We start from the raw sequence: 22,008 nt of genomic DNA on the forward strand, positions 1-22,008 counted from the left end.
GGTTAGTTTTGCCAGCCGACTAATCAGTCTGTTCTGCTCTTTCTGGATACCCAACCCCCGAGCGGCGCAGCGCGCGATAGCCCGTACCGAAATAGCCGAAGCGGGCAGCAGATTCAAAGCTGAGGTTGTCCGGAAGTTTGACAAGGCTGTACTGCGGAGCAGTCATGCATTCGCAGAGTTCACCGTACGGGTAGTCGTCGAACATCTTCTGCGACTTCTCACTGAAGCATTACGTCACGCATTCCAGACAGTCTTGTGTCGCTGCATGATAGAAGGACTTGTGCATGCGTTCTACGTACATGGCGCGCTGTTGCGGCTCAGGATGATCAAGTGGGTTGGGGCGATCGAATTCGTGCACGATTTTGCCAGCCTCGGCGCGGGTGAGGGGGCTACAACGAGGATCAGGAATCTACGGCCACCGCGTGCCGATCTGAATGGCCTCTCAGATGAAAACGAACATCGCAATCACGGCGGCGGCCATCACACCGGTTGAAAGCCATCCGAGCATCCGCAGCGGCATGGGCGTGACGAAGGTGCCCATGACCTTCGGATTCGACGCCATCAGCATCATCAGCACCATGATCGGCACCGCTGTGACGCCATTGATGACGGCACTCCAGAACAGCGCCCTGATCGGGTCGATCGATGTAAAGTCGAGCGCGAGGCCCACGATCGTCGCGAGCACGATGATCCCGTAGAACCGTTTCGCCAGTTGCGGTTCGAGCGCGAGGCTGTTCTTCCACCGGAAGGTGCCGGCCATCGCGTATGCGGCCGATCCAGCCAGCACGGGCAGCGCGAGCAGCCCCGTGCCGATGATGCCGAGGCTGAAGAGCAGGAACGCGAACTGGCCGGCGATCGGTTTCAGCGCGGAGGCAGCCTGCGCCGAAGTCTGGATATCGGTGATGTGGTGGGCATGCAGCGTGACCGCAGTAGTGAGCATGATGAAAAACGCAACGAGATTGGAAAACGCCATACCGATCGACGTATCCAGGCGGATGCGGCTCAGATTTGCTGGCCCCTGCGACGGCATTTTGGTGAGCGCCTGCTGTCCTTTCTTCGCATGCAGTTCCTCGACCTCCTGCGAGGCCTGCCAGAAGAACAGATACGGGCTGATGGTGGTCCCGAACACGGCGACCACCGTCGTGATGTAGCCTGCGCTCCACGAGCCGTGCGGAAGTACGGTGCGCAGGGCCACGGTCGTCCATGGGATCTGGACCGCGAAGATCACGCCGACGTAGGCGAACAGTGCCAGGGTGAGCCACTTGAGCACGCGGACATACCCGCGGTACGGCACGAACACCTGCAACGCGAGCGAAAACACACCCAATCCGACCGTGTATGCGTGCGTAGGGCCGCCGATGAGCAGATTGACGGCCGCGCCCATGGCTGTCAGGTCGGCTGCAATATTGATTGTGTTCGCCCCCAGCAGGAGGACGACGGTGCCGTACAGCAGCCACCGCGGATAATGGCGTCGCAGATTCGTCGCCAGACCATGGCCACTCACCCGGCCGATCCTGGCGCTCACGACCTGAATGGCGACCATTAGCGGATACGTCAGCAGGACGGTCCACAGCATGTTGAAGCCGAATTGCGCACCCGCCTGCGAATAGGTGGCGATACCGCTCGGGTCGTCGTCAGCTGCACCGGTGATGAGTCCAGGTCCGAGCTTCGCAAACCATGAATCGGCCTGACTATCGACCTCGATATCGACTTTTGTAGACGAAGCCATGTCGGGTTCCATCAATGCCCAGAGGGGTACGACAGCTGTTGATTGTAGTAGCGAATCAGCCTGAATCCCGACTCCTCGGCCAGGTCAGCGAAGTCTGTCAGCCGCGTAGTATTGCCTCATATCCCGAGTTCAGGGATTGCCAGCCGTGCTCATGCGGGCGCGACGTTAGGGGAGACAACTACGTCATTATGCAGACGCATAACTGAATAAACTCCTTCGTCTGGTGGACCACGAGACTGGCTGCCGTTCGACTGCAGACGCCTGGCGAATACGTGGCTAACACGGCCATCCACGCGATCGCGCTGATCTTCATCACCATCGTGACACTGGTGGTCTGGCCGCTCCCGCATTCATGCTCGAAGCCGGTTCCGACACTCACCGGATCTACCTGTCGCGATGATCCTGCTGTTTGCCGCGTCCGCGCTCTTTCACGGCTTGCCCGCCGGGTGCCTTAAGCGGCTTTTCATGAAGCTCGACTACTGCGCGATTTATCTCTTCATCGCCGGTAGCCTCACGCCTTTTGCCCTCGACGTCCTGTCCGATCATAGGGGTACGGTCTGGCATCTGTTTGAACCGGCGGGTTCACGCCTGCCAAAATTTGTCGCAATCGCATGGTAGGCGGAGCCTAGCTTGCCGCTGTGGCATACCGGGGCAGGCTGATCGTGAATACGCAGCCTGTGCCGGGTACATCGCGCACGCTCAGAGTTCCGTTATTAGCCTCGACGCTGCGCCGCGCGATAGACAGTCCCAGGCCAAGGCCGGTTCGGTCCTCGCCGTTCTGGGTGAAAGGCAGGAACATCCGTTCCGCATCGCCAGGCGGAAGACCGCCACATTGATCCTTCACATCGATCAGGATGCGATCGGACACGGCATACGTGTCAAGCGTCACCTCGCTGTGAGGGTGTGTGAACTTGAACGCGTTCTGCAGCAGATTCCCCAACGCCGAGTAAAGCTGGTCACGATCACCACTGATGGCAAGTCGCGGGTCCACCGCGGACACTTTCAACATACATCCGCGAACCTGGGCCGCAAGGTCCGCGGCCCGTTTGACTTCCGCAATGAAGTCACCGACCGGAAACGTTCTGGATTGCGCTGAGACACCCGTTGCTGTCCGGACCTCATCCAGGGATTGCGCGATCAGATCGCGGAGCCCGTTCAGGCTTCGCTCGAGCACCGCCCCCGTGGCGCCGGACAGACTCAGGTTGCCGGTTTTGGCTGCGGTGAACGCGAGCGTGGCAGTCTGCAGCAGGTTACGCAATTCGTGGGCGAAGAATCCCAGCCGTACATGCACCTCAATGGCCTGCCGGTCGGCCACGACAAAATCCCGCTGGTAGCTGAATTCAGTGACCGCGTCGGCTATTGCGTTGTCCAGACAGCGGTTGAGGGTGCGAAATTCGTCGATCTGAAACGGCGCATCGCGCTCGTAAGCCAGGTCGGTCACCGCCTGGCAGAGGTCGCCATAGTCGTGTACGACCTGGTCGACCGAAAACCCGAGCGCCATCAATTCCCGCCCATGTTGGGCAGCAGCCTGGCCAATTTCGGATAACGACACCCCGCCGCCCGAAGGCCCTGAAATCCTGCGGCTATCCATCGGCTCCGATGTCTGTTCCATCTGCAGCGTCCGGATGAGCTGGTCCAGGAACAGCGGCACGCCATTCTGGAGCTGCTGGGTGGTCGCTGCCCGGGCGGGCCTCTGCGCAACTTTTGCCCGGCACCGTTCGATCAACTCCTGGCGATTGTTGGCCAGAAAAACGTGCATCATGATGCAACCCCTTACGCCGGTCTGCGGCATTTCATCGGTGCCCGCGGTCGCCGTCGAACGCTGACTGCCGCGATGCGTGTTTTTGTCCCCGACGAAATCATTGAATCCCGTCCGGCGCAAATGTTTGCACGAGGCAGTCAGCGTGACCGGTCGATTTTCCGGTGACAGCCACCTTTCCACCTGCGGGTAGATACATCTTACGCGCGCCGTGTCTTCCTGCGTGGAAGCGGCGGCATCCAGAGTCGCAGAGCGCCAGCCATGACGCGCCGCGCTCCGGTGCCGATCGGTCAGGCGGCACGACGTCCGGACCTGCTGCTGACCGACTGGGACATGCCAGTCATCGACGGCATCGAGCTATGCCGGATTTTCCGGAACGATCCGGCGCTGGCCAGCGTGCCGATCATTCTGGCTTCTTCCTTGAGCTTGCCGCCTGCCGACAGTCCTGATTTACACAATCTGTTCCTACAGAAACCTGTCGATGCCGTCGCATTGTTGACTGCGGTATCCGCGCTTGCGGTTGTAGTTGTAGCAACTGACATGTCGCAGGCAGATGGAAAGCTTGATGAGGAACTTCTCTGGCGCCCGCAATAATCAATCAAACGCGGCGTTCAAGATCCGACTCCAGCGTATGACGACCCACCGAACAAACACATAGGTGAGCGGTTTTGAGCAATGCCTCGGTGGTCGCCAGCCGACGCACGTACTCCGACCGGCCCTGGGCGTACCGCACGATTGCGACAAAATGGCAGACCCCGCCAGCACGAAGAGATGCCAGATTGAATGGGAGAACTTCAACCGACTATCCATCAGGGAAAAAGCGACTCCACCGGCAAGCACCGTTCACCCCATCGCGAGGTAAAACCCCGTCAACAGAAGCGGATGCGCAATCTTGCCAAAGGCCTGTAATGCGATGCCGGCTGCTGCCAGGTCCACGCAACGCGACCACGAACACGTAGACCACTGACGTTGTCGACACGTTCAAGGGTTAAGTCACCCGAGCGGGCCACGTGACGAGGCGGTTTTTCAGCAAATTGCCGCTCAACACCGCGCCGTGCGTCTGGCTGTAGTCGTCGCCTGTTTCGGAACCTTTCCCCGGTACGGCAGCGTACCGACTTCGGGCCGCCACGGGCGCACCGTCTCCGTAGGCCTCTTGTATTTCCAACCACAGCGATAGAACACCTTCGCATGGCAAGGCTTTCCTGAACGCTTTGTGCGTCATTCCCAATTCCGCCCAGAGCGATCATCGCGAGATTCATTTGATGATCCCGCGGATTGCTTTGCCATGCCCGGCGCAGCGGGGCTCGCGATAATCGCGCTGCGCAAATAATTTCGACTTCCGGCCAACGCCAATGCGCGGCCAGGCTGCTGGCCATGACTGCCTCGCGCGGAAGCAGCGCAATGACTAGCCCGGAAGCATCGATAAAGAAGCGCGCGTGAACGCGCGTGAGGGACACAAAATGTCAACCATCGATTCGATTCTGGAGGCGCCACAGGCGTTCCTCCCGCACCCCAGTGTGTCGGCTTACGCCGCGATCTCCGGCATGGATGCTTATCGCGCGCTAGTCGCCGACGCTGAACGTGATTACGAAGGATTCTGGGCACGACGGGCGCGCGAAACGCTGGACTGGAAAGTGCCGTTTTCGACGGTGCTCGACGAATCACACGCGCCGTTCTACGAGTGGTTCAAGGACGGCACACTCAACGCGTCGTACAACTGCCTCGATCGTCACGTCATAGCCGGCAACGGCGATCATGTCGCCGTCATCTTCGAAGGCGACGACGGCACCGTGACACGCGTCACCTACCGGCAAATGCTGCAACGTGTGTGCCGCTTCGCCAACGCGCTGAAGACCCGCGGTGTCAAAATGGGTGACCGCGTGGTGATCTACATGCCGATGTCGATCGAAGGCATCGTTGCGATGCAGGCTTGCGCGCGGATCGGTGCTACCCATTCCGTCGTGTTCGGCGGCTTCTCGTCGAAGTCGCTTCATGAACGTCTCGTGAACGTCGGCGCCAGCGCGCTGGTAACCTGCGATGAACAGATGCGCGGCGGCAAAGCTCTCCCACTGAAGAACATCGCTGACGAAGCTCTGGCGATGGGTGGCTGCGAGGCGGTAAAGAACGTCTTCGTCTATCGACGCACGGGCGGCGAGGTTGTGTGGACCGAAGGGCGCGATCTGTGGATGCACGAGATGATGCAAGCCGAGCGCGACACCTGTGAGCCGGAATGGGTGGGCGCAGAACATCCGCTCTTCATCCTCTACACGTCGGGCTCCACCGGCACGCCGAAAGGCGTTCAGCACTGCACAGGCGGTTTTCTGATGTGGGCCGCGCAGACTATGAAATGGACGTTCGACGCCAAGCCCAGCGACATATTCTGGTGTACCGCCGACATCGGCTGGATTACCGGGCACAGCTATATTGCCTATGGCCCGCTGGCGATCGGCGCCACCCAGGTGGTGTTCGAAGGCGTGCCGACGTATCCGAACGCCGGCCGCTTCTGGGACATGATCGCGAAACACCGGGTGAGTGTGTTCTACACCGCGCCGACGGCGATCCGCTCGCTGATCAAACTGGCTGCAGCCGACCCCGAAGTCCATCCGGACCGTTTCAATCTGTCGACGCTGCGTCTGCTCGGTACGGTCGGCGAGCCGATCAATCCGGCTGCCTGGACATGGTTTTACGAACACGTGGGACGCAGCCGTTGCCCGGTCCTCGACACCTGGTGGCAAACGGAAACGGGCGGCCACATGATCGCACCGATGCCGGGCGCCACGCCGCTGGTTCCAGGCTCGTGCACGCTGCCTCTGCCAGGCATTATGGCCGCGGTGGTCGACGAAACTGGCGCGGATGTCCCAAACGGGCAGGGCGGGATTCTGGTCATCAAACGGCCGTGGCCGTCGATGCTTCGTAACGTATGGGGTGATCCGGACCGCTATACGAAAAGCTACTTTCCCGAGGAGCTCGGCGGCAGGCTTTACCTCGCGGGTGACGGCGCGGTACGCGATGAGGACACCGGGTACTTCACGATCACGGGGCGTATCGACGATGTGCTCAACGTATCGGGCCACCGGCTCGGCACCATGGAGATCGAGTCGGCACTGGTGGCGAATCCGCTCGTTGCGGAAGCAGCGGTGGTCGGCCGCGCCGACGATACGACGGGCGAAGTCGTCGTCGCATTCGTGGTATTGAAGGGTGCGCGACCGGCCGGAAGCGATGCGATCCGGATAGCAAACGAACTGCGTGCATGGGTCGGCAAGGAAATTGGACCGATTGCGAAACCGAAGGAAATCCGCTTCGGCGAGAATCTGCCGAAAACCCGTTCGGGCAAGATCATGCGTCGCTTGCTGCGCTCGCTTGCCGCCGGGGAAGAAATCACGCAGGACATATCCACGCTGGAGAATCCCGCGATTCTCGATCAGCTCGGGTGATGGTGCGCACATTTGCGATATTACCCACCCCCACATTCACATTTTCAGGAGCCGGCCATGCCCAACGTACCGATCCGAACCACCACATTAGCGAATCCCGCGCCACTGGGTCTCGCCGGCTTCGCATTGACGACGTGGCTGCTGAGCATGATTAACATCGGCTGGTTTTCGGGCGAGGCGATGGGTCTTGTGCTCGCCTGCGCGCTTGCCTATGGCGGGACTGCGCAGGCCATCGCGGGCGTGATGGAGTTGCCGCGAGGCAATACCTTCGGCGCGACGGCCTTTCTGAGCTATGGCGCTTTCTGGTGGTCGTTCGCGCTCTTCGTGCTGTTTCTGCATGACAAGGTGCCGGCCGCATTCGTCGGCTGGTATTTGTTCCTGTGGGGTGTCTTCACGTTCTATATGTGGCTGGCGACGTTTCGCTCGCCCCGCGCGTTGCAGTTCATTTTTCTGGCGCTGTGGATCACCTTCGGCTTGCTGGCGGGTGGCGAGTGGACCGGTTCAGTCATGTTGCGGATCGCGGGAGGATATATGGGACTCGTCACAGCGGCGCTCGCGTTCTATCTGTCAGCAGCTGACGTGATCAACGAAGTGCATGGCCGCATCGTCCTGCCGGTTGGCGAGCCACGAGTGTTCAGCGCTCGCGCCGTTGCACTCTGATCGTTTGGAACGACGCCATCGGGAGCGCCACGGTGGTTTGCCGGGACGCACGAGGTTCGTCAGATAATCTAAGTGAAGGGTTCGGTGGGTATGATGCCTCGCCCCATTCACCTGGCGTACCCGTGGGCCATTACCAGGGAATCCATCGGCATGGCAGCCTCGTAACGAATGACGCCTTCTTTCGGCAGCACCACGTCGACGAGCGGCGCGCCCAGGGCGCTGAGCGTGCCGACGACCCCCCTTCGACCGCCGACACAATGACAACGTCGAGATGGCCCAGCACCACATGACGACGTCAGAGGGAGTCGTGCGTTTTTCCTTCTTTTTTTGAAAGATGAGGAGCACACAAGTGCAGAACGAGTCCGTCGCCCGCGGTGAGGGTTGGATGTGTGTGTTTTGTGCTACTTCAGACTGCTGAGCTTGGCGCGCGCAAGCAGTTCAACCGAATGCCAGGCGGCGTCTTCGCAATCAAAAAAAGTGTCGAGATCGATGGGTTCGTTCCCCTTTGGAGCGCCTTGGGGAACGACCCAGAGCGTCGCTACCCAGCCGTCGGCAATGTGATCGCTGACGGCCATGTGTGCATCGTGTGTCCCGCTCGAAATGATTCTGTCTGTCATGGCGCTGCCCGCCTGATTGAACGGCAGCCACGCGGGCTGTCGTCGTTGCTGGGTAAAGCTCGCGATTCGTCAATGACCATCTGCAATTGCTTCTTGACGTTCTCGTCATCGATCGAACCCGCGTCGCCCCCGGATACCGCGAAGAGTGGCCTGCGCGGCGCTTCACTGTGATGCAACCCGCTCGTCTGTATCGGTATCCGACCAATACGCGTGCTTATCGTAAAACCGGTGCAGCACAACTTCGTAGTGCCGGCCGATTGGCATCGAGTCGTCGTAAGCGGGGCTTTTCTTGATGAGTTCGCGCGTCAGTGCCGTCGATAAGGTTGACTCGAACCAGTCGACTTTGTCTATCCAGTGAATCGCGATCAGTACGGCTTTACCACCAGGCCACCAGTTGTGGGTATCCACGACCACGTAGCGAAACGCCCAGTCGGTATCATCGTAAATGAAGTCCGAAACATGGCCGATGCTGCCGTCGGCCGTTTTCAGGCGGTAGCCTTCGACCTCGTCGGTGCTGCGTAGGTGAACGTCGGCGTCCGGCTCGTTCGTATCGACGACCGGATGTAATGGCGTATCGAGCAGCGCGTCCGGCGGCACGTCAGTCGGGTCGTAGGCGGGGTAAGCGCCCATGCCCCATAGGTTCGGGCCGTCCCAATAGGTCGGATAGCTGTAGTGGCGAAGATATTCGATCTCGTGCTGCCGCGACACCGGCTTGTGGGTGTCGAGAACCGGGCTGTCCCGCACTTGCTGCCGGGAAAGATTGACATGCACGACACTCGATCCCGGATCGGTGTGCTTCACCGAATATGGCGACACCAGCACCTGGCGGTCGTTGAGCCAGTTACCTGTCTCGACCACCAGATAACGCAAAGCCCATGCCTCGTCGTCGAAATAGGCCTGTCTGACTGAGCCTATGTCGCCATCCAATGCGCTCACGATGCATCCGTGCAGGTCTCTTATGCTTCGCAACATGGTTTCTCCGCGGATCACGAGGGTCGGGGGCGTGCATCACGCCGCGACCCTCGATCTGCCTTTAAAGCGATGCGAGCCGCGTGACCTTGGTGCCTTGCAGCGACGCGCCGGCCATCAAGCCAGTGTTTGTGAGAACGAAAGCGTTGACCTGTCCGCTGGCGGTGCTGGTGTCGAGCGCGCCGTTTGCGCCAACTTTCAACACGGCTATGGAGGCATCGCCGCCAGCCGACCATCCGTCTCTGCTGCGGAAGCGGTTGAGCGACTCCTCGGTCATGAACAGGAAAACGATCGCGCGCGATTGCGCCCCGATCTGCCAGCCGATCGAACCAGTCGCCGTGCTGTAGTAGCCGATCGTCTGTCCGCCAACGCGCAAGGACCCTTCGCCATACTGACCACCGACCACGAAGCCGGCATCGATCACCGAGGGAAACGTCAGGACCCCATGCGCCTTGCCAACCAGTTCACGCGAACCGCTCGCGATGCCGTACAGACGCGCGAGGGTCGAGTCGACGCCAGCATCGATGGCGCGGCGCTTGTCCATCTGCTCACCGCGGCTCGCGTTGGAAGAAGGGGTGGTAGTGCAACCCGCGAGCGCCGCGCCCACTGCCAGAAGCGATCCGGGCGTGCTCCAGATAAATGTTCGTCTAAGCATGATTTCCTCCGCGCTGGTCGACGATACAAGTCACGCTACGCGCAAGCGCGTGAGAATGCGGTACGACACCGTACAGACGTTCGTCTATGGAGGAGAGGAGGAAGCTGATGCACGTCAGCAGACGCCTTTTCACTGAGCTTCGCGCCTTCGTCGAGCAGCGCATGACGCAGGACAGACAGATCGTAGTCGGGCGCGTCCCACCAGGCTGCGGGATCGGCGAGGACGCACCCCCGCACGCGGCCATGAGCGGAGGAGGTTAGCCATGCCAAGCGCCGCATCGAGCGCACGACGACCCGCTTCGCTACCGTCGACGGCAACAATGATCCGTTCAAACATACTTCGCACCGCATCGGTGAGCCGCGCGACTCATTGAAGGAGAGCATGCCGGTTCAGGCATCTTCCAGTGGCCACGGCGCCTGCCGCAACGGGTGCTGCAAAATGGTTTGTCGCCACGACGTATGCCTTGTCGGTACGCCGCCGTACCGATTTCTCCCGGTGATACGCGCAGCCTGTTTGTGAGCGTTCAAACCTTGAAAATCAGGCTCATTCGATACGGCACACGAGACCCGGTCATTCTCGATTGCCTGCGGTGCGCCTGCCAGCCACGGGACCCATCAAAGCCATGAATCCGATCACACTCGTTCTAGCCGCAACGTTTATCCTGGCGGGCGCCGCAGCAGGCCAGTGGGTCAGCCTGTATCTGGCCCCCCCGCTATTTGTCATTGCCATATTGATTGGACTGTCCGTGAAGGTGGCGAATGTTTGGGAGAAGTTTGTCATTCTTCGTGTGGGAAAACTGCAAAGCGTCAAGGGCGCGGGCCTGTTTTTTATCATTCCTGTGATCGACAGCGTAGTGGCAATAATTGACGAACGGATACAGACCACCGCCTTTAACGCTGAACAGGCGCTGACCAGAGACACCGTGCCAGTCAATGTCGACGCCATACTCTTTTGGCACGTCCAGGATGCACAGAAGGCTGCGCTGGCGATAACGGATTATCGGCAAGCGATCGACCGCGTCGCGCAGACCTCTTTGCGCGAAATGATCGGCTCGTCCATGCTCGCCGCACTCCTGTCGGACCGACAGGCCGCCGACACGCACTTGCGCGATGAAATAGCGGGCAAGACTCGCGAATGGGGCATTATTGTCAGTTCGGTTGAGATTCGGGACGTTGCGATTCCGGTGGCGCTGCAAGACGCCATGTCGCGCCAGGCGCAGGCCGAACGTGAAAAGCAGGCGCGTGTGATTCTCGGGGCCGCCGAAGCCGAGATCGCGGCGAAGTTTGTCGAGGCCGCGCAAGTCTACGAGAACCATCCTGGTGCGCTTCAACTGCGTGCAATGAACATCATCTATGAGACGACCAAGGAGCGCGGGGCAACGATCCTGTTGCCGACTTCGATGGTCGACAGCCTCAACCCGGCATTGGCGCTCGCGATTGCCGGCAGGGATACTCTGCCAACACCGTTAGCCCCGCTCAAGTCCGCGGCGTAGGGCGTAGCTCGCAAGTACAGATCGGTTCGTCATGGAAGGGATGATCATTGACTGTGGGTCATGGCAAGCCGCCTTTGAGATCAGAACCGTGCCCGATATCTTTAGAGCCCGGAGAAATGGCAGCACACTCGCTGTACCCTAGCTAGGATCCGACATGAGTATGGGCGTTCTTGTACTGGTCGTTGTGGTCGTGCTGCTGATCGCGGCACTCCCGCGCTGGCCGCATAGCCGCAGCTGGGGCTACTTCCCCACCAGCATGCTGGGTATGGTCACGATTGCTGTACTCGTACTGGTTTTGATGGGAAGGATGTAGCACACACCTTCGCGTGACGAGTTAATCCGGTCATCTCCAACACCACAAATCCAAAGGAACAAGCAACGGCCGATCCCCGAAATCGCGGCGTCCACCGATGCAAGCGTCAAGATCACGAGGACGACGATCTGCAGTACGGGTCTCCATATCCTCAAAGGCGATGTTCCGAGTTGCCAGGCGGGCCGCGTGCTGGGTCAGGAGGGCGTGGGCGTGGTCCATGAAGTAGGTTTGTCCGTGACGACCTTCAGGCGGGGCGAGCGGGTATTGATCTCGTGCATCATGTCCTTCGGCAAATGCATGTATTGCCGCAGACAGATGTACTCACATTGCACCGGTGGCGGTTGGATACTCGGCAACACGAACGCCACCAGGTAGTCAGGTTTCAACGACAGATGCGGGTAGATCCGCCTGCAGGCATCGCACGTGGACGCAGGTGCCTGCCCGTACGGCACCGTACCGACGTCCGGCGCAGGCGCGAGCACACCGTGTACGTGAGTGCCGCGGACTTCCCATGACGCCGCACACAGAACGGCAATCTTCGATGGTTCGCAATGGCCACTGCTGCCATGACGGCGAAGAATTCCAAGAGAGAGCTGATTTTTTGCGGATGTGATGCATTAAGGCATCCCGGTATTGGTGAACACCATTATCGTTAAAAGTTGAAGCACAGTGCAATGAGTACATTCAATCTGATGTCGCGACACGCGGGGTGGATGTGTTCATTGGAGTCTGACATGAAAAATGGGTAGTGATTCTAGGTGCGGCTTTGGGCGTGAACGCGAATGCGGCGGAGACAGACCTTCCGTCGATACAGCAAGCCGGAAACGTGACATATCTATCGGGGGGGGATCGGGACAGACCAGGCACAAGCGATCAAGGACGTCATGCACAACTACCCGATGGTGTTGACGTTCGTCGGCAAGACAGGCAACCGGAATCAATATCTTTCGGATGTTCCCGTCACGATCACGGATGTCAACGGTAACACCGTTCTGGAGACGCGCTCGGACGGCCCCTTTATGCTGGTTTCTCTCCCAAATGGACATTACACGGTCAGCGTTAGCTATAAAGGACAAGCGGAACATCGTACGGTGAACATTTCAAATGCCGCTCACGCGCGCCAGATGTTTGTGTGGTCGATGTAGTTGCCGCGACGCGAATGGTTGGCTTAAACGGATCTCTGCGGACGCACCGTCTTCCATGATGTAGAAGCGAGATAATGCTGTGACGGGAAATAGATATGATCGAGTCGGTCGCCGGCTTCGTAGACAACCTGCCCCAGCGGCGTATCGACCGGCGTGAGATGTGATTCGATGCGTTGCCACGTTGCATCGGCTATTCCAATGCGATCGGGCTGGGAACGCTGATCTCGATGCTGGTCTTTGCGCTGGGCGCGGTGCCGATCGCCACAATTCTGCCTTACGAATAAACTCGTTGCAATCGGACTTGCTCGACACGGTCAAGCGGGAATTCGACCGGTCTTGCCGGACCTGAAGGCGCTGCAAGGAGCGCGTCGTTTGTCTGCGAACGAACGCTGGCAAAGTGTGCGCATCACGGCCCCCGCGAGTACGGTGGGACCCGGTATAAATTTCGGAAAGCGCGGCTTAAGTAGACGTTACCGTACAGACGGTCAAAAGTCGTTCGGTTCATGCTGATCTAAGCAACAGGAGGCCGCCATGTACATCGAACTTTCCCCCGAGGCCGTCCAGACTCTCAAATCGCTTGATCGGATTCCAGATTCCCAGGCAGAGACGCCGCGCCCGATAGCGGAAGAACTATTAAGCTTCGGGCTCGCATACGAAGCGCGTGCCTGTGGCGTCATCAACATGACGGCGGCAGGTCGGGCGTGGTTGAACCGGCGCGCCGCATAGCTCGCAGTCGGCAACCGCTCTTTTTAGGCACGCGGGCCGGTCATTGAATCCTCGCTGGAATCGCGGCTGTTCTTTGGTCGGGGCGATTGCGTACACCGATGGACTCAACTGAAGAAATGGAGGTCCCATGAAACTCCGCGTCGGCTATGAGCTGGTCTATGAGTGTCCGCAACCGACACCGATGATGTTGATGCTGAACACGCACTATTCCCGCGTGCAGGATGTGCTCGCTGCAGATCTTCTGGCGGTCGATCCGCCGGTTCCGATCACCCAGTATCGCGATGGTTTCGGCAATCTTTGCAGTCGGATCGTCGCGCCGCAAGGCCGCATTTCGATGTCGACGACGGCATTGCTCAACATCTCGGACCAACCCGAGACGCTAGAGCCGTTTGGCCAACAACATCCGGTCGAGGAATTGCCCGACGAATGCCTGGTTTTTCTGCTCGGCAGCCGATATTGCGAGACCGATCTGCTAGCCGACATCGCCTGGCGATTGTTTGGGAAGTCGCCGCCCGGCCGCGACCGGGTGCAGGCGATCTGCGATTTCGTCCATCGGCATATCACCTTCGGGTACCATCATGCGCGAGTGACCAAAACAGCTTGGCAGGCCTATCAGGAGCGCACCGGTGTCTGCCGGGACTTCGCCCATCTGGCGGTGACCTTGTGCCGCGCCATGAATATCCCGGCCCGGTACTGCACGGGTTATGTCAGCGACGTCGGCTTGCCTCCGCCCCAAAGCCCAATGGATTTCGCGGCCTGGTTCGAAGCCTATGTCGGCGGTTGCTGGCAAACCTTCGATCCGCGCAACAACGCGCCGCGGACCGGCCGGGTGTTGATGGCGCGAGGGCGGGATGCCGTTGACGTTGCCATCAGTAACACCTTCGGCCCGACCAAGCTCGTCAAATTTGACGTTCGCTGCGCGCCGGAATGAATCCACGGCCCATGTCCTGAGGTCACCGACGATGATCTCGCGCCCGGCTAACATAATCCGCGCCCGGTCGCAGGTAATGTGCGCTTGACGCGTCAATCGGCCGGTTCTGTCTGGTCGATTGGCGTACTCCCTCAGTTGGCTCCCTTACTTGGATTCTTGTGCCTCATTCTTGATTGCCTGGCCCCCCTTCGAAATGTCCTGGCCTGCGCCCGCCATCGTGTTGCAGCCAGCTAGAACTGCGATACCAGCAATCAGCATCCATGCAATCAATCGAATCATTATCTTCCCCTTGTTCAAATCAGGATCGGACCAGATAATTTTAGACGATTTTGCCGTCGGTGCTGTCGACGCGAAGTACTTCCGTCTGGACGTCAGTGCGGAGCGCAACAGGAGCACGCCTGACTTTGACAAGGATCATTGGCCGATGGCGGACCTTCAGTGAGGGACGACGATCGCCACGCCGGGGTCCGAACCGGGGATATCATCGCCCGCGGCGCGTGCTGTGCACTCAATTCCAGGATCAGGAACAAATCAGCGTTTACCTGGCTCGGCGGTCGAATGAAGTCTGCCCGTTCCGCTTCGGTTCCCGCTATTTCGCTATTTCTATCGTACGCCAGACAAAGAAAGCCGGCGCTTGGCCGGCTTGTGCTGACTGCTCTTCAGAAGTCTCGCGGCTGACGTTTTTCAGGCGCGCTGTCCCGTGGATTAAGGCGCATTGGGCGTTTGAAATTTATGTTCGGCGCCGTCATTTTGAGCCTCGACTTGCTTGCGCTTGCCGTGCTCAACTTGCTGTGCGCGCCGCTGATTCGCTGCTTGGCCTGTACGCGGTTGTTCTCGGTTTGCTGTTGCTTTGTTACGAGCTCAGTGTACTGCAAAGACCACTGGGTCGCCACGAAACTAATTCGAAATCCTATGAAGTTGACTCGTGAAACGCCACTGCGCTCAGCACAGAATTGTAACAGCGGGCCGAAACGGCCGAAGACTTGTCTATTGGGGCGGGCTCCTGTGTGGTGCCCGGCTCCCGTGTTGTCTCCGCGAAAGCCGAGGGGCTTTTCGAGCGCTTAAGTCAGACCTTAGGTGTCTTCGAAGGCATTCGGGGTTGCAGACTTCAAAAACTCGTGGCCATCCCAGGTCAGCCGCCAATCTGTACCCATCGAGCGCACGAGATTTGCATCGGCCAGCAGGTTCAAATGATAGCCCACGCTCCGGTTGGAAAGGTCGAAAGCATTCTTGAGCGCGCCCTCAATGTCAAATTCGCTGAGATGCGGGGACTTGTTTTCCTCGAGAGTCTTCAATATTGCCAGTGCCAGATTCATATCGCGTTTCACGATTTCCTCCTGTCGTAGACAGGATCACTCATTGAGATGGCGCCACCGGTACAACGTCTGCGCAAGCATTCCGGGTGTGGCGCGCTGCACACCTTTTTGTGCTTCCGCACAGTTCCGCGGCAGGCGCGGCACAACGCGACCCGTGTAGGCCCCCGGCCGAAGTTCGTTAGGCGAAAGCCTACCGGGCTTTCCATCTAACTGAGGAGTGGTAGCTGACTAGGCAAAATCTCCGTGCGGGTCGTCCGGCATCGTGTGTTTGATCGTCTTTTCGTGCTCGTCGCGAGCGGCTTCACGCGGCGACAGGAACGCATCCTCGGCGAGCTCTGGTTCCGTCCTTGAGATCGGCTCTGTGCGCGGCAGGATAAAGGGTACATCAATAGACTGTGTTTCGTTGTCTTCCGAAAGGAATCTCCGGGTGATGCTCATATGTCCTCCCTCAAGTGTGTCGTGTCAGGATCTGGTGGGGTCGGGGTGTTTGCAACCTGGACGAGTTCCCGCCTGCACTTGCGTGCCTGTCCGTGAACCCGGGATTGCGCTGGCGCCGCTGGATTCGATCAGTAATCCGAACACAATGCCGACCGTCCGGCCGTCGATTCGTCCTTCACGCCGATCGATCCGCCCACTAAAAGACCGGCCCATCAAGGTTCATGGACCACAGACGCGCCTTCAGGGTGTGAGGTTGTGTCCCGAAGAGACTCATGCCACGATCCGAACGCGCTCGGTGAATCTCGACACCTGTCGCGTGCGCCATCCGTGATTCAACCCCTGGGGGGGGCTCATACCCTCGGTTTCCATGGCAGCATTCCGTTCCTCGCTTGCCTCAATTGGTTTCATGGTCTCGTCGACGGAAGCTGTCGCGCGCTCCGTGGCCGCATTCGTTTCGTTGACAGTTTTGCGTCTGATCCTCCGTCTTCATCGCTCGGGGGCACCAGCATGTCGTCAAGCATGGCCTCCAACTCCCGCGTGTCCCGCGGCGCACCATGCTGCGTTTTCCTCTTTATGTAATGCCCTGACTTCTGCATCCCGCTCCGGAGTCAATGGAACACCGTGAAAGGTGCTTTGTGGGGTAGCTTCGAGCATGGTACTGCTCCCGATCTGCCCCATTCCAGTGTAAGCCTGTTGTGCTAAAGAAGCTTTAACTATCGGTCAGTGCACCGACCAACAGCTCCATCCACGTCAATTGTCCGGCGAGCGGACGCCTGATCCCAAGTTCGATGATTGACAGTTTGAATCCGCCGCTCGCGCTGGCGATTGCCGGCCATGATGTGGCAGGGGCCGCGGTGACGCCTCTGAAGACCGCGGCGTAGGCGAGTTGGATATCCGATTGCAGCGCGCTCGCGATAGCGGGCGACCTGGACCCCGCCTTGCCGCGTTGCCCATGTTCACCCACTGGAAGCAGAAAGGACGGATGCCGAACGTGACTGCCAGTCTTCGATTCATCTGCAGGCAGCCTCGACGGTCAACTATCGCTCGCGAAATCGATGCAGACTAGCGGAAACGCCTGCTTTGGGAGCCTACCCGAAACGCCGCGAAGTCTGTCCGGCCGATCAGGCCCCTCCGGCGCACCATGCAACGCGAAGTCCACAAGCTTTGTCGGACCGGCCAAGTCTTTCGATGGTTCTGGAATCGGAGACGTTCGCGTAACGAACCGTCAAACAACTAGGATTCGAGATTCATGTCGATCTGCATCCCTCATCGGCGGACATGTTCGATGTCTGGTTTCGCATTGAAGGACCTATCAAGCCTCCCGGTGTTGCGGCGTTCGGCGAGCGCATCAAGATACGAGGCGGTCCGTTTTCGCGTCGCCCGGCATATCTTGTTGCGGAGATAGTCGGCCAGGCCGCTCTCGATGTCATCCTTGGTCCCGCCGGCTAGCGTCGCGCCTGTATTGCAGCATGCAGGTGCGAGAAAAGGCTCGTATGAAACCAGGATCGATGGAGGAAGATGGCTCCTGCTATTGCTCTGGTTACCTGAAATATAAGCATGGTTCCGACCTCAAGGGAGGCTGCCAAGAGTCAGTCAATGATCAGTTTTGTAGTGGGGATCGCGGTGGTGCTATGCGTCGCGATATTTGCCGCGGTACGGCATGGCCGGGAACACAAGGACGAGCCGGTTGCCCGTTGGCTAGCAGCGTCGCTCGATACCAGTCTCCCGATTCACGAGCGATGCGCGCGAAATGAATTGCTCCGCCCGCATCGCATCGACGAGACTCTATCACTCCAGGTTCTGCAGAAGCCGAGATCGATCGCCGCAAAATTCGTCGAAGCGGCACAGGTGTACGAGAACCATCTGGGTACGCTTCAGCTGCGCGCGATGAATAACATCTATGAAACGACCAAGGAGCGGGGTGCGACGATCCTTCGATGCGAAACCATACGTTGAACATGTCCTTCGATGTGGGCAGCAAATTAATGTGGATTTCGAATCTGGGATATTCAACCGTTCGATGCACGAAGAGATCCGGTTCCCGCACCGCCGCAAGACGGGCAAATGAATAGTCTGCCTGGTTATCACGGGCGTCGCCTTCAGACACGATGCCCGCTTCGTCTTCGGCAACTGCTGTCGCGAAACCCCAGAAAAAATCAATCTACGGAATTTCTCAAGAAGGTCACGGCCCGGGATCGGCAGTTGAACTTTCGCCTGCTGCATCCGCGTCTGCATTGACCACATTATGACGTTCCGACTGACACCTTGACGTCTGCGACGGGCGGGGCTCTCAAGGTCAAACGTACCGGGCACGTGTCTTTGCGACCATGCGGGTTTGAGCTGCCAGCGCCCGCCTCTGCCTCTGACGAAACTGCTTCAGCGTGTCGAGGGGGAATGGGACTTCGCCCCGATTGATAGAACTTCGTGGTAGATGGTGCATCCACACGGTGAGACCGCATCAAGGCAGGAACTGCTCCGTCCCATGCGCCTCTGTTGCGCTGCTAGCCAGACCACCATCATCAACGGACGCGCAATCGAGAGTCGAGCCTCGTTCACTGAAAAATGACGTGATTTGAGCGCAGTCGATACGGTTCTGACCGGCGAGTACTCTGCGGCAGAGTGGTTACACAGCGTACTGTCCAGCGACGCGCAGTTGCAGATCGCTCGTCCAGGCATCCGGTAAAGAACGAAGTTACTACTCGCGACAGGAGGCTGCGTTGTCGACGTCACCTGCGGCCTGTTCCCAAAACTGCTTGTCGCGATTTTGCGGTCTGCCTGCGAGTTCCCACAAATCATGCGCACGGGTCAGGATGCTCGCTTCCCGCTCTGACGTTGGCTCGCGTTCCTCGACGGTGTCGCCGCAGGCATCGACGTGGACACTCGTGACATCGTATCCGTCGGCAAGTTGATGCCACACCTTCACGTGGTTCATCTCTTCGAATTGGTGAATGGCGCTGCGAATGGCTTCTTCTTTGGTGCCTTGGGCTACTGTCACCCGCATCAGTTCGGCGTGGTGGGGACGGCCGCGGTTGTCGAGGAAGGTCTTGTGAAAGGTGACCTCATACGGTCGCCGCTCGGAAGTGTCACCGCTCATCGAGGTTAGCGAAATGATGCCGATCAGATGTTCGTCATCACGATCGAGCACGGCTAGCCGTTGCACATGACGCTCGCGCATTATCCGTTCAGCTTCTTCGACCGGATCGTCTGCGAAGCAATAAAGGACGTCAACCGACATCGCTTCACGCACCGTCATTCGCGTGACATCGCGTGCGTCGGCGACGCCACGCATCGTCACATCGCGATCGGTGATCATTCCAATGACCTTGCTGTCGCGACATACCGGCAAAGCGCCAACATTTTCCTTTTTGAACGTTCTCGCCGCGGCATCAAGTGTTTCTTCTGCCTGAACACATACGGGTTCCTTCATTACGTCTCTGACTAGCATGATCGTGCTCCTTGAATGCGATTGGGACGGCGATGGATGACCTCGACGTGTGATCTGGAACGCGGCGTCGCGACCTGACAATTGCGGGCTCAGAACGAGCACCACTGTTGTCTCGTCTTGCGCCGCATTCTGCTGAAAGTGAAATTGTGGTGGAGTTTGTGGAATTGACCCTGCCTTCGGATGCCCCACCGAAACGTATCCCCAGTGCAGACATTGAATGCCTTTGACGAAACAACCGGTGACGTGGGCGCGATGCCCGTCATGGCGGACCCCGCCGGTCGTATGAGTAGTATGTGCCGTCCACATCCCAGACGTTAGTGATCGCCGTGCAGAGCCTCAAGATCTAAGACTAAGCCGGCTGAACAGCCTTGGCCGTAACATCGGCGGCGGCTTTTGTGTACGCCGCAGCGCTCATGCCTCGCTGCGTATGTTGCCAGGTGAGTCCCCGGATCACCGACGTGGTCTGTTGCGTAGCCTGTCGATCACGTGATGTTCGCTCAGCCAGCGAATCTCCTGCTTCCGCGCGACGCTCTGCCGATACCGGTAAAGGGAGAGGAAAAAGATCAGCGTCATGCCGGTCAGAATGCCCCACATCGTGTAGGTCATATTGTTCCTTTGGATTTGTGGTGTTGGAGATGACCGGATTAACTCGCCACACGATGGTGTGTGAGGTGTGTGCTACATCTTTCCCATCAAAACCAGTATGAGTACAGCAATCGTGACCATACCCAGCATGCTGGTGGGGAAGTAGCCCCAGCTGCGGCTATGCGGCCAGCGCGGGAGTGCCGCGATCAGCAGCACGACCACAACGACCAGGACAAGAACGCCCATACTCATGTCGGATCCTTCTGAGCGTTCGTGCCATCACGCTCACAACCCATTGAGGTTTCTGGCTTAAGCGACATCCTTCGGCATGGTCGCAAATCCAGCTGCAATGACCCACTTCGCTCACTTTCAGCGTTCAGCTTAAAGAAATATAGACGGCTTGTCTGTACGCTGTCGTACCGCCTGGTCGAGTGTTATCGCGTAGCGTCGGAACTATCTGGTAAAGCCGGGACAGCAACCATGCTACGACCAACATTTAAGCCGAATGCCGTCCTGCCGTGGAATGCGCAGCTGACATACGGCGGCTTGATAGCAGCGGGTGCAGGGGGAAGGCAGCCACATACGCGTCCCACGGAAAGGTGGCTATCGGGTGAAAGCCGTCGCGCCATTACGTCCCGACCGAGCCGGTGGCGCGGTTTCTTCAGCGCGATAAAGACCGCGACAGGTACCGCCGCCTTTCAATCGGCAACTCCGGCGAATTGAACCGGATGGAGATATCCTCAATGAGAGCACTCGTTTATCAAGGGCCGGCGAAAAAGTCGTTGGAGCAGCGCCCGATCCCCGAAATCGCGGCATCCACCGACGCAATCGTCAAGATCACGAGGACGACGATCTGCGGTACGGATCTGCATATCCTTAAAGGCGATGTTCCGAGTTGCCAGGCGGGCCGCGTGCTGGGTCACGAGGGCGTGGGCGTGGTCCATCAAGTCGGTCCGTCTGTGACGACCTTCAGGCCGGGCGAGCGGGTATTGATCTCGTGCATCAGTTCCTGCGGCAAATGCATGTATTGCCGCAGACAGATGTACTCACATTGCACCAGTGGCGGTTGGATACTCGGCAACACGATCGACGGTACGCAAGCCGAATACGTGCGGATTCCCTATGCGGACACCAGCCTATACCGCGTTCCTGACGATGCGGATGAAGAGGCTCTGGTGATGCTGAGCGACATTCTGCCGACCGGTTTCGAATGCGGCGTGCTCAATGGCAAGGTGCGGCCGGGCGGGACGGTCGCGATCGTCGGTGCGGGACCGATTGGGCTGGCCGCGCTGCTCACCGCGCAGTTCTATTCGCCTGCGCAGATCATCATGATCGACCTCGACAATAACCGGCTGGAAGTGGCGAAGCGCTTCGGCGCGACATCGACGATCAACAGCGCCCGCGGCGACACCGCAAAAGAGGTGATGAAAATGACGGGCGAACTCGGAGTCGACACGGCCATCGAAGCGGTAGGTATTCCAGCTACTTTTGAATTGTGTGAAGATCTGATCGCACCGGGCGGCACGATTGCCAACATCGGTGTGCACGGTGCAAAGGTGGATCTGCATCTGGAACGTCTGTGGGACCGAAACATCACGATCACCACGCGGCTCGTCGATACGGTCAGCACGCCCATGCTGCTCAGCAGCCTGCGAACCAACAGGATCGATGCGAAGCTATTGATTACCCATCGCTTCAAGTTCGACGATATCCTCGACGCTTACGAAACCTTTTCGCACGCTGCCGACACGCGGGCGCTCAAGGTGATCATCGAGATTTAATCTGCTTTTCGAG

At 58.9% G+C, this 22,008-nt stretch carries 22 protein-coding genes and 4 pseudogenes; 13 read left to right on the plus strand and 13 right to left on the minus strand.

What is annotated here, in order from left to right; translation table 11 throughout:
• Window positions 1–19 precede the first annotated feature (19 nt).
• Window positions 20–205 carry a hypothetical protein gene (locus C2L65_RS42155; RefSeq protein ID WP_042312076.1) on the minus strand — a complete coding sequence of 62 codons (186 nt, stop codon included), beginning with the start codon at window positions 203–205 and terminating at the stop codon, window positions 20–22.
• 237 nt (window positions 206–442) lie between these two features.
• Window positions 443–1,729 (minus strand): NRAMP family divalent metal transporter, encoded by a 1,287-nt coding sequence (locus C2L65_RS42160; RefSeq protein WP_042312167.1) that lies wholly within the window; start codon window positions 1,727–1,729, stop codon window positions 443–445.
• Between the two features lie 396 nt (window positions 1,730–2,125).
• Here C2L65_RS42160 and C2L65_RS42170 point away from each other — a divergent pair, with 396 nt between their 5' ends.
• The gene (locus C2L65_RS42170; RefSeq protein ID WP_042312082.1) at window positions 2,126–2,347 is read left to right on the plus strand and encodes a hemolysin III family protein; all 222 of its coding nucleotides are present in this window, start codon (window positions 2,126–2,128) and stop codon (window positions 2,345–2,347) included.
• Between the two features lie 7 nt (window positions 2,348–2,354).
• Here C2L65_RS42170 and C2L65_RS42175 read toward each other — a convergent pair whose 3' ends face one another.
• Window positions 2,355–3,491 (minus strand): sensor histidine kinase, encoded by a 1,137-nt coding sequence (locus C2L65_RS42175; RefSeq protein WP_174485085.1) that lies wholly within the window; start codon window positions 3,489–3,491, stop codon window positions 2,355–2,357.
• 258 nt (window positions 3,492–3,749) lie between these two features.
• Between C2L65_RS42175 and C2L65_RS42180 the strand changes: the two genes are divergently transcribed.
• The 3 genes from C2L65_RS42180 to C2L65_RS42200 all read left to right on the plus strand — a co-directional run bounded on the left by C2L65_RS42180 (window position 3,750) and on the right by C2L65_RS42200 (window position 7,582).
• Window positions 3,750–4,082, plus strand: coding sequence for a response regulator (locus tag C2L65_RS42180; RefSeq protein WP_052426946.1), 333 nt, complete (start codon window positions 3,750–3,752; stop codon window positions 4,080–4,082).
• A gap of 866 nt (window positions 4,083–4,948) precedes the next feature.
• Window positions 4,949–6,922 carry an acetate--CoA ligase gene (acs, locus tag C2L65_RS42195; RefSeq protein WP_042312172.1) on the plus strand — a complete coding sequence of 658 codons (1,974 nt, stop codon included), beginning with the start codon at window positions 4,949–4,951 and terminating at the stop codon, window positions 6,920–6,922.
• A gap of 57 nt (window positions 6,923–6,979) precedes the next feature.
• Window positions 6,980–7,582: an acetate uptake transporter gene (locus C2L65_RS42200; RefSeq protein ID WP_042312087.1), complete on the plus strand. Its 603-nt coding sequence runs from the start codon at window positions 6,980–6,982 to the stop codon at window positions 7,580–7,582.
• Between the two features lie 401 nt (window positions 7,583–7,983).
• Here the strand turns inward: C2L65_RS42200 and C2L65_RS45965 are convergent, their stop codons facing one another.
• The 3 genes from C2L65_RS45965 to C2L65_RS42215 form a co-directional block, all read right to left on the minus strand.
• Complete coding sequence (locus C2L65_RS45965; protein WP_156132352.1) at window positions 7,984–8,157, minus strand: hypothetical protein; 174 nt, start codon at window positions 8,155–8,157, stop codon at window positions 7,984–7,986.
• 204 nt (window positions 8,158–8,361) lie between these two features.
• Window positions 8,362–9,171, minus strand: a complete 810-nt coding sequence (locus tag C2L65_RS42210; RefSeq protein ID WP_042312090.1) for a PRC-barrel domain-containing protein — start codon at window positions 9,169–9,171, stop codon at window positions 8,362–8,364.
• A gap of 61 nt (window positions 9,172–9,232) precedes the next feature.
• Entirely contained in the window at window positions 9,233–9,823 is a 591-nt protein-coding gene (locus C2L65_RS42215) for a BPSL1445 family SYLF domain-containing lipoprotein (protein ID WP_039902292.1), read from the minus strand.
• A 622-nt stretch (window positions 9,824–10,445) separates the two neighbouring features.
• Here C2L65_RS42215 and C2L65_RS42220 point away from each other — a divergent pair.
• From C2L65_RS42220 to C2L65_RS42245, 6 genes and pseudogenes are all read left to right on the plus strand, one after another.
• A complete protein-coding gene (locus tag C2L65_RS42220) occupies window positions 10,446–11,315 on the plus strand; it encodes a slipin family protein (RefSeq protein ID WP_042312091.1) in 870 nt (289 codons plus the stop codon).
• Between the two features lie 160 nt (window positions 11,316–11,475).
• Entirely contained in the window at window positions 11,476–11,628 is a 153-nt protein-coding gene (locus tag C2L65_RS42225; RefSeq protein ID WP_081921237.1) for a DUF3309 domain-containing protein, read from the plus strand.
• A 24-nt stretch (window positions 11,629–11,652) separates the two neighbouring features.
• Window positions 11,653–11,985 (plus strand): annotated as a pseudogene (locus tag C2L65_RS42230) (alcohol dehydrogenase catalytic domain-containing protein); the annotation flags it as partial.
• A gap of 527 nt (window positions 11,986–12,512) precedes the next feature.
• Entirely contained in the window at window positions 12,513–12,773 is a 261-nt protein-coding gene (locus C2L65_RS42235; protein WP_233446759.1) for a carboxypeptidase-like regulatory domain-containing protein, read from the plus strand.
• A 531-nt stretch (window positions 12,774–13,304) separates the two neighbouring features.
• Window positions 13,305–13,499 (plus strand): hypothetical protein, encoded by a 195-nt coding sequence (locus C2L65_RS42240; RefSeq protein WP_042312096.1) that lies wholly within the window; start codon window positions 13,305–13,307, stop codon window positions 13,497–13,499.
• 127 nt (window positions 13,500–13,626) lie between these two features.
• On the plus strand, window positions 13,627–14,430 hold the full coding sequence (locus tag C2L65_RS42245) for a transglutaminase-like domain-containing protein (RefSeq protein WP_042312098.1): 804 nt from the start codon (window positions 13,627–13,629) through the stop codon (window positions 14,428–14,430).
• Window positions 14,431–14,574: 144 nt separating this feature from the next.
• On the opposite strand, the gene C2L65_RS42250 is transcribed toward C2L65_RS42245, so the two are convergent.
• The 4 genes and pseudogenes from C2L65_RS42250 to C2L65_RS46885 all read right to left on the minus strand — a co-directional run.
• Complete coding sequence (locus tag C2L65_RS42250) at window positions 14,575–14,709, minus strand: entericidin A/B family lipoprotein (protein ID WP_009770465.1); 135 nt, start codon at window positions 14,707–14,709, stop codon at window positions 14,575–14,577.
• A 794-nt stretch (window positions 14,710–15,503) separates the two neighbouring features.
• Window positions 15,504–15,758 (minus strand): DUF2513 domain-containing protein, encoded by a 255-nt coding sequence (locus C2L65_RS42265; RefSeq protein ID WP_233446760.1) that lies wholly within the window; start codon window positions 15,756–15,758, stop codon window positions 15,504–15,506.
• Window positions 15,759–15,974: 216 nt separating this feature from the next.
• Window positions 15,975–16,184 carry a hypothetical protein gene (locus C2L65_RS42270; protein ID WP_009770462.1) on the minus strand — a complete coding sequence of 70 codons (210 nt, stop codon included), beginning with the start codon at window positions 16,182–16,184 and terminating at the stop codon, window positions 15,975–15,977.
• Window positions 16,185–16,523: 339 nt separating this feature from the next.
• Window positions 16,524–16,838 (minus strand): annotated as a pseudogene (locus C2L65_RS46885) (hypothetical protein); the annotation flags it as partial.
• A gap of 119 nt (window positions 16,839–16,957) precedes the next feature.
• Between C2L65_RS46885 and C2L65_RS47395 the strand changes: the two are divergent.
• Window positions 16,958–17,065: pseudogene (locus tag C2L65_RS47395) on the plus strand (slipin family protein); the annotation flags it as partial.
• Between the two features lie 937 nt (window positions 17,066–18,002).
• A pseudogene (locus C2L65_RS46480) lies at window positions 18,003–18,119 on the plus strand (slipin family protein); the annotation flags it as partial.
• 760 nt (window positions 18,120–18,879) lie between these two features.
• Here C2L65_RS46480 and C2L65_RS42295 read toward each other — a convergent pair.
• The 3 genes from C2L65_RS42295 to C2L65_RS42300 form a co-directional block, all read right to left on the minus strand.
• A complete protein-coding gene (locus tag C2L65_RS42295; RefSeq protein WP_158660434.1) occupies window positions 18,880–19,629 on the minus strand; it encodes a CBS domain-containing protein in 750 nt (249 codons plus the stop codon).
• Between the two features lie 450 nt (window positions 19,630–20,079).
• The gene (locus C2L65_RS46350; RefSeq protein ID WP_167450374.1) at window positions 20,080–20,235 is read right to left on the minus strand and encodes a hypothetical protein; all 156 of its coding nucleotides are present in this window, start codon (window positions 20,233–20,235) and stop codon (window positions 20,080–20,082) included.
• A 72-nt stretch (window positions 20,236–20,307) separates the two neighbouring features.
• A complete protein-coding gene (locus tag C2L65_RS42300) occupies window positions 20,308–20,460 on the minus strand; it encodes a DUF3309 domain-containing protein (protein WP_081921239.1) in 153 nt (50 codons plus the stop codon).
• 497 nt (window positions 20,461–20,957) lie between these two features.
• Between C2L65_RS42300 and C2L65_RS42305 the strand changes: the two genes are divergently transcribed.
• Window positions 20,958–21,995: a zinc-dependent alcohol dehydrogenase family protein gene (locus tag C2L65_RS42305; protein WP_042312110.1), complete on the plus strand. Its 1,038-nt coding sequence runs from the start codon at window positions 20,958–20,960 to the stop codon at window positions 21,993–21,995.
• The last annotated feature ends 13 nt before the right edge of the window (window positions 21,996–22,008 follow it).

The organism is Paraburkholderia terrae, from assembly GCF_002902925.1.
Lineage (GTDB): Bacteria > Pseudomonadota > Gammaproteobacteria > Burkholderiales > Burkholderiaceae > Paraburkholderia > Paraburkholderia terrae.

Bases quoted from the DNA above. Each gene is read 5' to 3' on its own strand.
- C2L65_RS42155 (WP_042312076.1), bottom strand. From the start codon at position 205: ATGTTCGACGACTACCCGTACGGTGAACTCTGCGAATGCATGACTGCT.
- C2L65_RS42160 (WP_042312167.1), bottom strand. From the start codon at position 1,729: ATGGCTTCGTCTACAAAAGTCGATATCGAGGTCGATAGTCAGGCCGAT.
- C2L65_RS42170 (WP_042312082.1), top strand. From the start codon at position 2,126: ATGATCCTGCTGTTTGCCGCGTCCGCGCTCTTTCACGGCTTGCCCGCC.
- C2L65_RS42175 (WP_174485085.1), bottom strand. From the start codon at position 3,491: ATGATGCACGTTTTTCTGGCCAACAATCGCCAGGAGTTGATCGAACGG.
- C2L65_RS42180 (WP_052426946.1), top strand. From the start codon at position 3,750: ATGACGCGCCGCGCTCCGGTGCCGATCGGTCAGGCGGCACGACGTCCG.
- acs (WP_042312172.1), top strand. From the start codon at position 4,949: ATGTCAACCATCGATTCGATTCTGGAGGCGCCACAGGCGTTCCTCCCG.
- C2L65_RS42200 (WP_042312087.1), top strand. From the start codon at position 6,980: ATGCCCAACGTACCGATCCGAACCACCACATTAGCGAATCCCGCGCCA.
- C2L65_RS45965 (WP_156132352.1), bottom strand. From the start codon at position 8,157: ATGGCCGTCAGCGATCACATTGCCGACGGCTGGGTAGCGACGCTCTGG.
- C2L65_RS42210 (WP_042312090.1), bottom strand. From the start codon at position 9,171: ATGTTGCGAAGCATAAGAGACCTGCACGGATGCATCGTGAGCGCATTG.
- C2L65_RS42215 (WP_039902292.1), bottom strand. From the start codon at position 9,823: ATGCTTAGACGAACATTTATCTGGAGCACGCCCGGATCGCTTCTGGCA.
- C2L65_RS42220 (WP_042312091.1), top strand. From the start codon at position 10,446: ATGAATCCGATCACACTCGTTCTAGCCGCAACGTTTATCCTGGCGGGC.
- C2L65_RS42225 (WP_081921237.1), top strand. From the start codon at position 11,476: ATGGGCGTTCTTGTACTGGTCGTTGTGGTCGTGCTGCTGATCGCGGCA.
- C2L65_RS42235 (WP_233446759.1), top strand. From the start codon at position 12,513: ATGCACAACTACCCGATGGTGTTGACGTTCGTCGGCAAGACAGGCAAC.
- C2L65_RS42240 (WP_042312096.1), top strand. From the start codon at position 13,305: ATGTACATCGAACTTTCCCCCGAGGCCGTCCAGACTCTCAAATCGCTT.
- C2L65_RS42245 (WP_042312098.1), top strand. From the start codon at position 13,627: ATGAAACTCCGCGTCGGCTATGAGCTGGTCTATGAGTGTCCGCAACCG.
- C2L65_RS42250 (WP_009770465.1), bottom strand. From the start codon at position 14,709: ATGATTCGATTGATTGCATGGATGCTGATTGCTGGTATCGCAGTTCTA.
- C2L65_RS42270 (WP_009770462.1), bottom strand. From the start codon at position 16,184: ATGAGCATCACCCGGAGATTCCTTTCGGAAGACAACGAAACACAGTCT.
- C2L65_RS42295 (WP_158660434.1), bottom strand. From the start codon at position 19,629: ATGCTAGTCAGAGACGTAATGAAGGAACCCGTATGTGTTCAGGCAGAA.
- C2L65_RS46350 (WP_167450374.1), bottom strand. From the start codon at position 20,235: ATGACCTACACGATGTGGGGCATTCTGACCGGCATGACGCTGATCTTT.
- C2L65_RS42300 (WP_081921239.1), bottom strand. From the start codon at position 20,460: ATGGGCGTTCTTGTCCTGGTCGTTGTGGTCGTGCTGCTGATCGCGGCA.
- C2L65_RS42305 (WP_042312110.1), top strand. From the start codon at position 20,958: ATGAGAGCACTCGTTTATCAAGGGCCGGCGAAAAAGTCGTTGGAGCAG.